This is a genomic window from Paenibacillus sp. FW507-14B1B, assembly GCF_058781425.1.
This window is the reverse complement of the sequence record NZ_JBYSWS010000007.1, coordinates 1-13,460: the sequence shown is the minus strand read 5'-3', so window position 1 is coordinate 13,460 and position 13,460 is coordinate 1. Positions and strand designations below refer to the sequence as shown.

At 43.7% G+C, this 13,460-nt stretch carries 15 protein-coding genes; 14 read left to right on the top strand and 1 reads right to left on the bottom strand.

Going from position 1 to position 13,460, the window contains the following annotated elements; translation table 11 throughout:
* Nucleotides 1–7: 7 nt before the first annotated feature.
* The 13 genes from AC3WJJ_RS23625 (at nucleotide 8) to AC3WJJ_RS23565 (ending at nucleotide 11,532) form a co-directional block, all read left to right on the top strand.
* A complete protein-coding gene (locus AC3WJJ_RS23625) occupies nucleotides 8–202 on the top strand; it encodes a PLDc N-terminal domain-containing protein (RefSeq protein WP_422658311.1) in 195 nt (64 codons plus the stop codon).
* Complete coding sequence (locus AC3WJJ_RS23620) at nucleotides 199–1,125, top strand: ABC transporter ATP-binding protein (protein WP_492544380.1); 927 nt, start codon at nucleotides 199–201, stop codon at nucleotides 1,123–1,125. Before AC3WJJ_RS23625 ends, AC3WJJ_RS23620 begins: the two co-directional genes overlap by 4 nt.
* Nucleotides 1,122–1,898 (top strand): ABC transporter permease, encoded by a 777-nt coding sequence (locus AC3WJJ_RS23615; RefSeq protein ID WP_492544378.1) that lies wholly within the window; start codon nucleotides 1,122–1,124, stop codon nucleotides 1,896–1,898. The genes AC3WJJ_RS23620 and AC3WJJ_RS23615 overlap by 4 nt, the downstream gene beginning before the upstream one ends.
* Nucleotides 1,899–1,997: 99 nt before the next feature.
* Nucleotides 1,998–2,381: an ATPase gene (locus AC3WJJ_RS23610; protein WP_492544376.1), complete on the top strand. Its 384-nt coding sequence runs from the start codon at nucleotides 1,998–2,000 to the stop codon at nucleotides 2,379–2,381.
* Nucleotides 2,382–2,519: 138 nt separating this feature from the next.
* Nucleotides 2,520–2,807, top strand: a complete 288-nt coding sequence (gatC, locus tag AC3WJJ_RS23605) for an Asp-tRNA(Asn)/Glu-tRNA(Gln) amidotransferase subunit GatC (RefSeq protein WP_422658307.1) — start codon at nucleotides 2,520–2,522, stop codon at nucleotides 2,805–2,807.
* A 22-nt stretch (nucleotides 2,808–2,829) separates the two neighbouring features.
* Nucleotides 2,830–4,284: an Asp-tRNA(Asn)/Glu-tRNA(Gln) amidotransferase subunit GatA gene (gene gatA / locus AC3WJJ_RS23600; RefSeq protein ID WP_422658306.1), complete on the top strand. Its 1,455-nt coding sequence runs from the start codon at nucleotides 2,830–2,832 to the stop codon at nucleotides 4,282–4,284.
* 32 nt (nucleotides 4,285–4,316) lie between these two features.
* A complete protein-coding gene (gene gatB, locus AC3WJJ_RS23595; RefSeq protein WP_492544373.1) occupies nucleotides 4,317–5,756 on the top strand; it encodes an Asp-tRNA(Asn)/Glu-tRNA(Gln) amidotransferase subunit GatB in 1,440 nt (479 codons plus the stop codon).
* A 144-nt stretch (nucleotides 5,757–5,900) separates the two neighbouring features.
* A complete protein-coding gene (locus AC3WJJ_RS23590) occupies nucleotides 5,901–6,365 on the top strand; it encodes a GNAT family N-acetyltransferase (protein ID WP_492544371.1) in 465 nt (154 codons plus the stop codon).
* 18 nt (nucleotides 6,366–6,383) lie between these two features.
* On the top strand, nucleotides 6,384–7,097 hold the full coding sequence (locus AC3WJJ_RS23585; RefSeq protein ID WP_422658303.1) for an MgtC/SapB family protein: 714 nt from the start codon (nucleotides 6,384–6,386) through the stop codon (nucleotides 7,095–7,097).
* A 150-nt stretch (nucleotides 7,098–7,247) separates the two neighbouring features.
* Nucleotides 7,248–7,862: a hypothetical protein gene (locus AC3WJJ_RS23580; RefSeq protein ID WP_492544369.1), complete on the top strand. Its 615-nt coding sequence runs from the start codon at nucleotides 7,248–7,250 to the stop codon at nucleotides 7,860–7,862.
* A gap of 33 nt (nucleotides 7,863–7,895) precedes the next feature.
* Entirely contained in the window at nucleotides 7,896–9,212 is a 1,317-nt protein-coding gene (locus AC3WJJ_RS23575; RefSeq protein ID WP_492544367.1) for a DUF4097 family beta strand repeat-containing protein, read from the top strand.
* Between the two features lie 89 nt (nucleotides 9,213–9,301).
* Nucleotides 9,302–9,721 (top strand): peroxide-responsive transcriptional repressor PerR, encoded by a 420-nt coding sequence (gene perR / locus AC3WJJ_RS23570; protein ID WP_492544365.1) that lies wholly within the window; start codon nucleotides 9,302–9,304, stop codon nucleotides 9,719–9,721.
* Between the two features lie 98 nt (nucleotides 9,722–9,819).
* Nucleotides 9,820–11,532: a glycosyl hydrolase family 18 protein gene (locus tag AC3WJJ_RS23565; protein ID WP_492544363.1), complete on the top strand. Its 1,713-nt coding sequence runs from the start codon at nucleotides 9,820–9,822 to the stop codon at nucleotides 11,530–11,532.
* Between the two features lie 142 nt (nucleotides 11,533–11,674).
* Here AC3WJJ_RS23565 and AC3WJJ_RS23560 read toward each other — a convergent pair whose 3' ends face one another.
* On the bottom strand, nucleotides 11,675–12,058 hold the full coding sequence (locus tag AC3WJJ_RS23560) for a YgzB family protein (protein ID WP_422658299.1): 384 nt from the start codon (nucleotides 12,056–12,058) through the stop codon (nucleotides 11,675–11,677).
* 118 nt (nucleotides 12,059–12,176) lie between these two features.
* Between AC3WJJ_RS23560 and AC3WJJ_RS23555 the strand changes: the two genes are divergently transcribed.
* Entirely contained in the window at nucleotides 12,177–13,058 is an 882-nt protein-coding gene (locus AC3WJJ_RS23555) for a hypothetical protein (protein WP_492544361.1), read from the top strand.
* The last annotated feature ends 402 nt before the right edge of the window (nucleotides 13,059–13,460 follow it).

Below are 13,460 nucleotides of genomic sequence, written 5' to 3'. Positions count from 1 at the left end.
AATGGATATGAATATCAACTGGGGATTAATCTGGCCTCTGATTGCATTACAGTTCGTACTGATGGTTACTGCGTTGATATCCTTGTATAAGGTAGAGACGGCGAACTTGCGTGGTCCGAAATGGATGTGGGTGCTCATCATTGTACTATTAAATATAGTAGGTAGCATCGCTTACTTTGTTGCTGGGAGGAAGGAAGTATGACGAATGAGCTGCTTAGAATTAGAGATCTCACCAAAAGAATCGGAAGTGTAGTACCTGTTAATGAATTGTCGTTCGTGTTACAGCGTGGAAGCTGCACTGCACTTCTCGGTCCAAATGGTGCTGGCAAAACAACGACATTACGTATGCTGGCAGGACTTCTCACACCTACTCAAGGAGAGATATCTTATATACCCGCTGGTGCAGAACCGATAATCAACTGGAGAAATCGTATCGGTTATTTACCACAGTACCCAAAGTTTTATGGTTGGATGTCTGGGATCGAATATTTGAACTTTAGTGCCAAACTGTCAGGGCTTTCGAAACGTAAGGCAGTAGAACGAAGCTCGGAGGTGCTGGAAATGGTCGGTCTACAGCAAGCCGCCAAACGCCGTATATCTGGTTATTCCGGAGGAATGAAGCAAAGGCTCGGTATTGCACAGGCCCTTGTTCATAGACCAGAGCTAATTTTGCTCGATGAACCGGTATCGGCGCTTGATCCAATTGGACGCCGAGAGGTTATGGATCTCATGACTACACTACGTGGAGATGTTACAATTTTATTTTCTACACATGTGCTTCATGATGCTGAAGAAATCTGCGATGATATGGTACTTATGGTAGATGGGCGTATGGCAGAGAGCGGTACGCTTGCAGAGCTACGCATGAAATATCGTCAACCCGTGTTGATTATTGAGGTGGAGCATAGGGAACGAGAGAAGAAATGGCTAAATAGTTTGACCAATCGTGAATTTATAGAAGAGTCAGAGTTTGGGGCATACGGAGCCAAGTTATTCGTAACAGATATGGATCTTGCTCGAACGACTCTACTTCGCGAGATTGCCGATACAGGAATTGGACTTCTACGTTTTGAAGCCGGAGCATCCTCACTTGAAGATATGTTTATGAAGGTGGTGGGCTCATGAAAGGAATTTGGATCTATTATCAGAAGGAAATGCTTGAAGCTTGGCGTAACCATAAATTCATATGGGTGCCCATCGTTTTCTTACTGCTTGGCATCATGCAGCCGGTGACAACAGTCTATCTACCAGAAATCCTTAGCATGTCAGGGGATATTCCGCCTGAAGCAGCTGCACTGTTTACAACACCACCTCCAGCGGAGGTTATTGCTGCAACCTTAAGTCAGTTCAGTACGATTGGACTTTTGGTTCTCGTGTTATCTGCAATGAATGTAGTCGCCGGTGAACGCGCGACGGGTACGATAGAATTGGTACTGGCTCGCTCGGTTTCAACCGTTTCTGTAATCACTGCCAAATGGGCAGCGATGATGACCATACTCTTGCTTTCCATTGGACTCGGATTGGCGGGATCGGCTTACTATACTTATCAGTTAATTGGCCCGGTGGAATGGGATATGCTTATGGGGGCAGGTGCAATTTATGCCCTATGGCTCGCCTGGATTGTGACGCTTGTGCTGCCACTTGGTGCAATACTTAAAGGGCCTGCCGTAGCCTTTATTAGTCTAGGCATAGCAGCTGTTTGCTCATTGCTCTCCAGCCTACTCCCTTCCAACTGGATGTGGAATCCAGGAAGACTTAGTCAAATTGCAGTAGATTGGCTTACGGGAAGTGGCGTTATAACATGGGCACCTGTCTGGTCTGCAGTGATCATTTTGATACTGTCCGTTGCCATAGGAGCGAAGTTATTAAGACAAAGACCCTTATCCTCACAAGTTTAGAATAAATGCTGCATTAGCTTTTATGTAAACAGCATGGACATCTCTATTACTTTTTAGTAGACTATTGAGATAAAAGAATGACATCTCAGGAGGTAGACGATGCTGCGTTTAGGGGAAAAGGTTACAATCATCGAGGACACCTTTGAGCAGAATCTTCCGATTGGTCAGTATGCCTATGTGATTGCATATGATCGAAATCCGGACAACGCGTTCGATTACGTGGTTCGAATTCCTTCCCTCAACCGTAATTTTTTTGTTCCAGCTGATGATATTGAACTGGAATCTGTTGTGTTGAAGCAGGAAGCCGAGCGTGTCGAGCGGGAAGCGCTGATCGATTTTGCCCTGTCGACATATAATGAAAAGTTGTTTCATCAATTGATGAACGGGGATTTGGAATCCGCCGAAGAGGAAGAAGAAGAGACACAGGAAACATTGTCTCAGGCAGACTTCATCAAACAAGTGAATCTTCGAGCTTGGATTTAAGAGAGTCGGCCTAAGGGCCGGCTCTTTTTGCAATATCCCTTATGATTGAATTGTCCATGTTTCTACAATATAATGAGAAAAGTTATCCGCAGACTTTATCCCTTTAGTATAGAAGGGGAACGAAGAGGAGTGAAAATGATGAACATTACACCAAAAGACGTTCAGCATGTTGCTAAGCTAGCCCGTCTGAATTTGACACCGGAGGAAGAGCAAATGTTCACCGGCCAGCTGAACGCAATTTTACAATATGCCGAGAAGTTAAATGAATTGGACACAGAAGGTGTACAGCCTACAACGCATGTACTTGATCTTAGCAATGTGATGCGAGAAGACGAGGTGCGTGAAAGCTTACCGATTGAGAAGGTACTTCTTAATGCACCAGATGAGGAAGATGGACAGTTTAAAGTACCAGCGGTACTAGAGTAGAAATTGAAGGGAGGACACAGTCTTGAGTCTGTTTGATTATAAATTGTCAGAGATACATAACAAGCTGCAAGAGAAGGAGCTATCGGTTACCGATCTGGTAGATCACGCATTTCAAAATATCCAGGAGCGTGAAGATCGAGTAAAGGCTTATATTACACTGAATGAGGATGGAGCTCGCCGTGCAGCGAAGCGGCTTGATGACAAGCTGGTTTCGGGTGAAGCTCGGGGCCCTTTGTTCGGCCTACCAGTGGGTATTAAGGATAATATTGTGACGGAAGGACTTCGTACAACTTGTGCAAGCCAGTTCTTGTCTAATTTTAATCCAGTTTATGATGCTACCGTTACGTCTAAGCTTCGTGCGGCTGATACAGTAACGCTTGGTAAGCTCAACATGGATGAATTTGCCATGGGCGGATCGAATGAGAATTCGAGCTTTTCTCCAGTTCATAATCCATGGAATCTGGAGCGAGTACCTGGGGGATCAAGTGGTGGATCGGCAGCAGCTGTTGCTGCGGGAGAAGCATACTTCACACTCGGATCAGATACAGGCGGATCTATCCGCCAGCCAGCTTCATACTGTGGCGTTGTTGGTCTGAAGCCTACATACGGCCTTGTATCCCGTTTTGGTTTGGTTGCTTTTGCCTCGTCGCTTGACCAGATCGGACCTTTAACTAAAAATGTTGAAGATTCTGCCTACGTGCTACAAGCGATCGCTGGTTATGACTCCATGGACTCGACCTCTGCGAAAGTGGACATCCCTGATTATGCTAGCGCACTCAGCGGAGATATTTCCGGACTTCGTATTGCTGTTCCTAAAGAATACTTGGGTGAAGGCGTCGACCCTGAAGTGAAAGAAAGTGTAATGAACGCTTTGAAGGTTCTTGAAGGCTTGGGCGCAGTATGGGAAGAGGTATCCTTGCCTCATACAGAATATGCCGTGGCTACTTATTATCTGCTCGCTTCCTCAGAGGCATCTTCGAACCTGGCTCGTTTTGATGGGGTTCGTTACGGACAACGTATCGATACAGGAAACCTGTTAGATCTATATCATGAATCCCGTAGCCAAGGCTTCGGTGATGAAGTGAAGCGCCGGATTATGCTAGGAACTTATGCACTTAGTTCCGGTTACTATGATGCTTACTATTTGAAGGCACAAAAGGTACGGACACTCATTAAGCAAGATTTTGATAAAGTATTCGAACAATATGATGTCATCATCGGACCAACAGCACCGACGACTGCTTTCAAACTCGGAGCTCAGGTTGATGATCCGCTGACGATGTATTTGAATGATATATTGACTATTCCGGTCAGCCTTGCAGGTGTGCCTGCCATTAGTGTGCCTTGCGGTTTTGCAGGTGGTATGCCTGTAGGTATGCAGGTGATAGGTAAAGCTTTTGATGAGTCTACTGTACTGCGAGTTGCTCACGCTTATGAACAAAATACTGAACACCACAAACAGCGGCCTACGCTATAAAGTGCCCGTCAGAGAAGGAGGGAAACAAAAACATGTCTACATCTAAATATGAAACGGTAATCGGACTTGAGGTTCACGTTGAATTGCATACGAATTCCAAAATATTTTGTGGATGCTCCACGGAGTTCGGAGCTCCACCTAACACACATACGTGTCCGATCTGTTTAGGGCATCCTGGTGTGCTGCCGGTACTGAACCGTCAGGCCGTAGAATATGCGATCAAAGCAGCGATGGCTCTCAACTGTACAATTGGAGACGTTAGCAGGTTTGACCGAAAGAATTACTTCTATCCAGATTCGCCAAAAGCGTATCAAATTTCGCAGAACGATCAGCCAATCGGCTTGAATGGATGGATCGACATTGAAGTGGATGGCAAGACGAAAAGAATCGGAATCACACGTCTTCACTTGGAGGAAGATGCGGGTAAATTGACACATGTCGATGGAGGCTATGCATCACTTGTTGATTTTAACCGTGTGGGTACTCCACTTGTGGAGATTGTCTCCGAGCCGGACATCTCTTCACCGGAAGAAGCTAAGGCTTATCTGGAAAAGATTCGTGCGATCATGCAGTACTGTGATGTATCTGATGTGAAGATGGAAGAGGGCTCTCTAAGATGTGATGCTAACATCAGTCTTCGTCCTTGGGGACAGAAAGAGCTTGGAACCAAGGCTGAGCTTAAGAATATGAACTCATTCCGCGGTGTTCAGCGTGGATTGGAATATGAAGAATATAGACAATCAGAAACTCTTGACGAGGGCGGTGTAATTGTTCAGGAAACTCGCCGCTGGGATGAAGCTCAAGGAAAGACTCTTTCTATGCGTGGTAAGGAACAAGCTCACGACTATCGCTACTTCCCAGATCCAGACTTGGTGACGGTACGAATTAGTGACGAGTGGAAAGAGACAGTACGAGCTACGATTCCAGAGCTGCCTGATGCACGTAAGGCTCGATATACTTCGGAATATGGTCTACCGGATTATGATGCTGGAGTTATCACTGCTTCGAAACCGCTGGCTGATTTCTTTGAGGATAGCCTTAACTATACGAAAGATGCCAAATCCGTTGCTAACTGGATTATGGGTGATCTGATGGGTTACCTGAACGCTAACAACCTTGAGCTCTCACAGGTGAAGATCACCGGACAAGGCCTCGGCGAGATGATAGGTTTAATTGAAAAGGGTACGATCAGCAGCAAAATCGCAAAGACTGTCTTTAAAGCGATGCTGGAGACCGGTAAACTTCCTCAAGCGATCGTGGAAGAGCAAGGGCTCGTTCAGATCAGTGATGAAGGAGCGATCAAAGCTATTGTAGAGCAAGTGGTCGCTGCTAATCCTCAGTCCGTGGAGGACTATAAAGCTGGGAAACAGAAAGCGATTGGTTTCCTCGTGGGTCAGGTTATGAAAGAGAGTAAAGGTAAAGCGAATCCGGCGCTTGCTAATCAATTACTGGTTGATGTATTGAATAGTTAATATATTTATTTGTGAAGATGAGCTTGCCTGTGCAATCAGGCGAGTTCTTTTTCTGATTAGAGCTTTCCCGTTATCATTTAGCTTCGTAGGGATTATATATAAGTACGGGCTTTTTAGAGGCAGTACTACAGGAGGTTAGAGGGGATGATACGTTCTTTGTCATTAGAGAGTCGTGACACAGTACAACAAATATGGGCATTACAGCACATGGCGTATCCTTTAGAAGGAAAATTGATCGGTTTCACAGAACTCCCCCCGCTTATGGACACATTCGATACCATTTCATCAAGTGGCGAAGATTTTTACGGTGTGTTCAATGAAGATGAAGAATTGATTGGTGCTATTGCAGTGGAAAAGGAAGATACTCAGGTGACAATTTCTAGAATGATGGTGCATCCAGCTCATTTTAGAAAAGGGATTGCAGCAAATCTGATACGATATATACTGGATACGTATGCGAACACCTCGTTGTTTATCGTATCGACGGGAACAAAGAACACCCCAGCGGTCAGTTTGTACAAAAAATTTGGGTTCACACCGGTACATACATTTGAAGTGGCGCCAGGTGTGGAGCTAACGGAGTTTTATCTCTCTATCACTAACACCTAGAAAAAAGGAGGGACGGCTTTGAATAACCCTTGGGTTATTGATAATTTAAATATTCTGGTACGATTACTTCTCTCCATGTTAATGGGAGGATTAATTGGGCTGGAACGTGAACGTTCTAATCATGCAGCAGGACTTCGAACTCATATTTTGGTATGTCTAGGCTCGACCCTTATTATGTTACTTTCGATTTATGGCTTTACAGATTTTGTGAAAGAGGTAAATGTGCGAATTGACCCCGCCCGTCTGGCGACAGCTGTAATTACAGGAATTGGTTTCCTTGGTGCCGGTACCATTTTGTTTACTGGTAAATCCATTACAGGACTTACAACAGCTGCGTCGATCTGGGTGGTTGGAGCAGTTGGCCTTGCTATAGGAGCAGGCTTTTACTTTGCCGCTATCGTTTCTACGATGCTGATTCTTCTAAATCTGGTTGTGTTCAATAAATTGGAGCAGCGCTACATTCGGGGGAGTAAGCTTCACCTCATTACAATACATGCTTCGAATGCTCCTGGACTTTTAGATGGTATTTCCGCAATGCTTAAGCATGAAGGCTGCGTGATCAAGAAGCTGATTATTAACGAACGAAGCGCTATCCCATATGGAGATGTTCAGCCGGCCATCGCAGGTGTTGAAATCTCATTACAAGTGCTGTCGGACAGGAAATTCGATCCTGTAAGACTGACTCAACAGGTCCGTGATATGGGTGGAGTGACGATGGTGACTGCAGAATAGATCACAGAGAGAAACGCCACTCCCTTATAAATTAAGGGCAGTGGCTTTTTATTTTATAGGTTATCCAGTTATTTTACAGTTACTGTGCCTTTCGTTTAGGGTACTATCAAGACAAGTGTACGTACTATTGAACGGGAAGGAGAACATCTCATGAATGTACCGGAGCATCAAGCACCAATACATAAGCCGAAGTCGAAATTGAAAAGAACACTAAGGGTAAAAAAGCATTCGGGATTACAGAGAAGACGGCGAAAATTCCCCGCACTCTTGCTAGCAGCTCTGTTCCCGGGCATGGGACATGTCTACTTGGGCCTATATCGTAAAGGAATTACATTTATAATGCTGCTTATACTTGATATATCGGCAATGTTATATTTCTCATCCATCGGTATGCAGATCAATGTGCCGTTACTTATTATACTGGGTCTACTCATTCCAATTGGATACTTTTATAACGTATACGATGTACTTCAAACGGCGGATTTTATACTCTCCCGGCGTCGGCGTGAGGAAACTACAGCATTCACCACGAATATTCAAGATGACAAGCCTTCTAGGGCAAATCCGTTTCAGGGGGAACGTGGGCTTTCATTTGGTTTGATGCTTGTAGGGGGTGGAGTACTTCTGATTTTATTTCATCAGAAACCGCAGTGGCTACAAGTTGGAATACGTGATTATGGCGCGGAGATAACCGCCGTACTACTTATCCTTGGTGGATTGCTGGCTGTGGTTCGTGAAACAGGACGTAATCGAAAACGGTCATAGTCATGCCGGAATACGAGAGTAGGGGGAAGAGGGATGAAGCACAGAATTAGAATTGGACGGTATACAGCATCCGTTCTGCTTATCGTTACCGGAGCTCTTTTACTTGCAGATGAATTGAATGGTACAGATCATATTTTTCTGCTGCTCAAATGGTGGCCGGCCCTATTTATCATTTGGGGCATCGAGTATTTACTGCGATTCACGGTATCTTATATCCAGAGACGACAGGGAGAATTTCGTTTTCGTGGCGATTTTCGTGGAGTAATCATTTCAGTATGTATAGTTGCTTCGGTCTTTGTTGTGACTCAACAAGAACATTTTCTTCATCTTTGGAATAGGGTTAGTCTGAATTTGACGGCAGCCGGAGTTGATTATAGTGAAGCTGCGGACAATAGTTTTCAGTTGAAAGCGTTAGAAATTCCGGTTTCTCTAAACACGGGTAAAATCATGATAGATCACTTGAATGGAGATATTACGCTTTATAAGTCAGATGTAGATCATATTATCGTGGATACAGAAGTATGGGTGGATCAAGAAGATAAGGGAGTGGCAGAAGGGATCGCAGAGCAGTCGACCGTCGCAGCAGACGAAGGGGATACGATTATTATTCGGGCGAAGGGTAAAGCTTATGGCCAATCTGGAAAAAGACAACCCAAGATGAACCTGAATATCGCAATCCCGGATGACCGACGCTTTAATTTAGAGATTCGCACGATGAATGGTGCATTGAAATTGTTGAATGTACAGGCAATCAGTAATATTGTGCTAGAAAGCGGAAATGGGCCAATCACTCTAAGTCGTGTTTACGGAGATGTGACGGGCAAAACACTAAATGGTGATCTGAACGTACGAAATGTAATGGGAGATGTGAAGTTATCTACAAATCGTGGCAATGTAAAAGCATTTGACGTTACAGGTAATGGTATATTTTCTACGCAAGTCGGCAATATTTTAGCAAAAAGATTTTCAAAAGACATTGACTTGAAGACCCGGAATGGAAATATAAAGGTGTATGACGCTGAAAAGAATCTGAATGTTGAATCACTCAACGGAAGTATAGATGTGCGCTCCGGACTTATCGGTGGCGATTGGAATGTATACAGTGGTGTCGGAGAGATGAATGTTCACATTCCTGTGGTAGGGGATTACAACTTTGAAGGTGTGATCAACTATGGAAGCATCCAGACGGAAATTCCGTATTTTACGGTCGAGCAAAAGACGGTACGGGGAACACAGGGAACGGGTGAGTTTAACCTCAAGATTGAGGGCAACAGTGACCTTAATATCTTTAAAAGCTACCCGAAGTATGATATTCCAATTGAACGTGGGCAGACGCCTCTTCCACATTGACAAAATTCCGAAGGTAGCCGTACAATAAAAAATAAGCTGTTTTAAACTTTAAGTAATACAATCTTGATACTATGAAGGCGGTGGACAACATGGGAACGTCCGTGCAGCATGCACTGGAACAATTGAAAACAACTGGTGTCCGCATTACGCCGCAACGTCATGCGATTTTAGCCTATTTGGTGGAATCGATGGGTCATCCGACTGCTGATGATATATATCGTGCTCTGGAACCTAAGTTTCCAAGTATGAGCGTAGCTACAGTATATAACAATTTGAAAATGTTTATCGAAGCGGGCATGGTGCGTGAACTTACCTACGGCGATAACTCCAGCCGGTTTGATGCCAACGTTTCCGATCATTATCATGTGATTTGCGAAAAGTGCGGCAAAATAGAGGACTTCAGTTATCCTTCTTTGGCAGATGTAGAACGTGAGGCAGAGAAGAGCACGGGATTTCAGGTTAATGGACTTCGAATGGAACTGTATGGGATCTGCAAATCCTGTAAATAAATATCTGTTCTCATAAAACGTGCGGAATAACAGATTCCACACGTTTTTATTTTTTTATATACACAACAAATGGAGTGAAGTGAAACGGGGGGACAGCATTGGCAGTTAGAAGTAGACAGAGAAGACGCCGCCGTGGGCGGAAGTCTGTATTATTTGGCATCATTCTTATTGTGGCAGGACTTTGGTGGGTAGTGATGGACCTGCTTCCGAATTCTACACATACAGAGCCAGACTGGCGAGGGATGAAACAACCGATTTTTGTACAAGGAAAGATGATGGACTATCCGGCAATGGGCTCGGGGGAAGATTTAAAGCTTCCACTGCCTGTATTGCAAGAGGTCGTCGATTCACATATACGTTATGAGAAAGAAACAAAATCAATTATATTAACAACAGCCTCAACAGTTGCACGTATGAAGATAGATCGTAATGAAGGAAAATGGAACGGAAAGAATACTTCCTTCTCTGAAGTTCCTGAACTAATCAATGGTGTGGTTTATGTGCCTATAGCTCCTTTGAAAAAAGCCTATGGTATTACCGTACATCAGGAAGGAGAGAACAGTGCCGTCATTCTGATGAATGCCGGTGACCATATCACACTTGCTCAAGCTCAGCCTTCCAAGAGCGGTGATACAGTGGCTTTAAGAGAGGGAGCTTCCGTAAAGTCTCCAATTCTTATGGACATGCCTGCAGGTGAGCGGCTTCGTGTGTGGGGAGAGGAGCAAGGTTGGTATTTTGTGCAGATGGATTCTGGGTTTACCGGTTATGTAAAGACAGATCAGATCGAATCCCAAGGCGTTAAGCAGGTTGATACTTTGCCCGTACCTGTCTCAAGAGCTGAATCCGAGTGGAAAGGAAAGTCAGTGAATCTGGTATGGGAAGCTGTTTATTCCCGAAGACCAGATCCGAAATCTATTGGCAAACTGCCAGGAATCAATGTTGTTAGTCCTACTTGGTTTAGTGTAGTGGATGGCGAAGGAAACGTCGATTCGAAGGCGGACCCGGAATATGTGCAGTGGGCACATGGTCAAAAGATGGAGGTATGGGCTCTTATGAGTAATAGCTTTGATCCCGATATCACCACTTCCTTTTTATCATCTTTTGAAACCAGGTCTCGTGCAATAACACAGATTCTTCAGTATGCTGAGACATATAAGTTGGACGGCATTAATATCGATTTTGAGAACGTGTATACAAAAGATAAAGAAAACCTTGTTCAGTTCATGAGAGAAATGAAACCTCTAGCTCAGCAAAAAGGACTTATTATATCTATTGATGTGACGCCAAAATCAAATAGTGAAATGTGGTCAGCATTCCTAGACCGCCGTGAACTGGCATTGGCTGTAGATTACATGATGGTTATGTCTTACGACGAACATTGGGCTTCGAGCCCAAAATCCGGATCAGTATCTTCATTGTCCTGGTCGAGAAGAACGATAGAGCGGATTATTGAAGAAGATGATGTATCATCATCTAAATTGATTCTGGGTATACCTATGTATACACGTATATGGACAGAGCAGGGTGAGAATGGAGGGGGCAAGGTGTCCTCAACTGCCGTTGGCATGGACACGATTCGAAAGTTGATCCTTGAGAAGAAACTTGAACCTCAGTTTGATGCAGCTGCTGGACAGAATTATGTAGAGTACAAAGAAGATAAGACACTGAAAAGAATTTGGATTGAAGACGAAACCTCACTCAAGGCTCGAGTTGAGATGGCGCAATCGCTTGAGCTGGGTGGAGTTGCATCGTGGACACGTAGCCTTGCTGTCCAAGAGGCTTGGCATGTATTAAAAGGTATTCATAATTAAATCTTCTTGTTACGACAAAGGACCGACCCTTTTGGGGTCGGTCCTTTGTCTATTGTTCGTTTAAATCGCTTTGAAAGCGGCTAGTGCCTAAAATTTCTGTACATTATGATTATGATTGGTCTCTGTTGTAGTTTTCGCTCGATCAGAAGTTTTCTGTTGATTTAGCTGCAGCCTGCTGAGCTTCGAGTTCTTCAGCTGTTACATTTGCCACGTTAGGATCTAACGTCAGCATCGTTCGACAAAACATACAGCGGTCTGTTTTTCCGAGCATTTTCGTCAGTTTAGAACATTCAGGGCATTGGAGTTGAACAGCGCTTGTAGAAAGCATGCCTGCCCAGAAGTAGATACCTAGGCTCCCCATCATCGTGATTAGTCCAAGCACGAGACCGATACCGGCAACGATTTTTCCGGATTGGCCCCAGAAGACGATACCAGCTGTCCCGAGTACCATAAGACCCATGCCGATCATTGTCAGCAACAAGCCCCAAGTACGAAAAGCATTAATCTTTGCAGTCTTAAAGATCATGATAAGTGCTCCTGTCATTCAAATAGTTATTCTATAAAAGAAGGAACTTACATGGACATGTAGAATTACATTATAACTGAATTGGCCAAAATTCGCCAAGAAATGTATGGAGGGAATCGTGGAATTAACCAACTTTTCTTTTTATTATAGCAATTCGGTTGACGATGAAGCTGTAGGGGCAATCGCTTATCGGAATTCTGGTAATACATTTACTGGCGTACCAATACATGACTTTGATATGAATCTTATCATTATTTATGAGCGAGAAGTGGATGAGCCTGTGCTTCAGCATGCCATTATTAGTGGGGAACATTGCCAAGTTATAAGCGTGGGTATGGGAGAGTTACAGGAGGCTCTTTTCTCTGGTCAGGATAGTATGCTGCTAAAATGTATGATGGATGGTGAAATCATAAACGACAAAGATGGTCGATTAGCCGTATTACGTAGTGACTTTTTAGGGTTTGCTGGTTCTCTCCGGGAGCAACAGTTGTTTGTCGCATTTGCTCACTTTTTGCGAAAACATGCAGATGCTAAGTTACATATGAAAAGTGGACGAGAGTTGGATGCCTATCAAAGCATTATTGAAGGCCTACATTACTGGGCTGAGATTGAACTCATTGAAAGAGGTATCCATCCTGAGTCCGCAGTGTTCGAACAGATTATTGGTTTGAATACACCTGTTCGTAAATTATTTGAAGAACTGACAGAAAGCACAGAGACATTAGGGCAACGTATAGAACTTGTTATGCTCGCATTCGAGTTCTCTATGACGTCAAAGCTGGTTGATTGTTCTGCTGTGTTACTGAGAATACTTAAGAGTAGAAGAATGCCTTGGACGATCCAGGAACTTATGCAGCATCCAGAACTTGAACCAGTAAGCAGTGAACTGCCACTTATGTTGCGTAAATTAGTTTATCGTAAACTCATAAAGGAAGTCTCAGCGTGGAAAGAAACTACACTGTATGGTTACGAGCATATTCGTTATTCTATAGACTATTAAGTAGTAAGTTAATAAGGGCGGAAGCCCTTTTTTTGTTTGTTAATTAGTATAAAAATAAGAGACAATAAAAAAGTTTTGAAAATAGGTTGACGACTAACTGAAAGATATGATACATTATATTTCGCCCCTTCGAGAGGCGAAACAATAAATGTTTCTTCGGAAAATGTCGCTTAAAGAATTTTAAAAAAAGTTCTTGACGAAACAAAGGGAAACATGATATATTATAAAAGTCGCCGCTGACAATGAGATGCGGACGACAAACGAAGAATTGACCTTTGAAAACTGAACAACGAGTGAGTTAAACCGATCTTACTTCGGTAAGATCAAAATGAGAATTTTTAATTCTCGTCAGTTTTTCTAAATGAGCGAATCGCTCTTTTCATTAACTTTAATGGAGAGTTT

Bases quoted from the DNA above. Each gene is read 5' to 3' on its own strand.
- AC3WJJ_RS23625 (WP_422658311.1), top strand. From the start codon at position 8: ATGAATATCAACTGGGGATTAATCTGGCCTCTGATTGCATTACAGTTC.
- AC3WJJ_RS23620 (WP_492544380.1), top strand. From the start codon at position 199: ATGACGAATGAGCTGCTTAGAATTAGAGATCTCACCAAAAGAATCGGA.
- AC3WJJ_RS23615 (WP_492544378.1), top strand. From the start codon at position 1,122: ATGAAAGGAATTTGGATCTATTATCAGAAGGAAATGCTTGAAGCTTGG.
- AC3WJJ_RS23610 (WP_492544376.1), top strand. From the start codon at position 1,998: ATGCTGCGTTTAGGGGAAAAGGTTACAATCATCGAGGACACCTTTGAG.
- gatC (WP_422658307.1), top strand. From the start codon at position 2,520: ATGAACATTACACCAAAAGACGTTCAGCATGTTGCTAAGCTAGCCCGT.
- gatB (WP_492544373.1), top strand. From the start codon at position 4,317: ATGTCTACATCTAAATATGAAACGGTAATCGGACTTGAGGTTCACGTT.
- AC3WJJ_RS23590 (WP_492544371.1), top strand. From the start codon at position 5,901: ATGATACGTTCTTTGTCATTAGAGAGTCGTGACACAGTACAACAAATA.
- AC3WJJ_RS23580 (WP_492544369.1), top strand. From the start codon at position 7,248: ATGAATGTACCGGAGCATCAAGCACCAATACATAAGCCGAAGTCGAAA.
- AC3WJJ_RS23575 (WP_492544367.1), top strand. From the start codon at position 7,896: ATGAAGCACAGAATTAGAATTGGACGGTATACAGCATCCGTTCTGCTT.
- perR (WP_492544365.1), top strand. From the start codon at position 9,302: ATGGGAACGTCCGTGCAGCATGCACTGGAACAATTGAAAACAACTGGT.
- AC3WJJ_RS23560 (WP_422658299.1), bottom strand. From the start codon at position 12,058: ATGATCTTTAAGACTGCAAAGATTAATGCTTTTCGTACTTGGGGCTTG.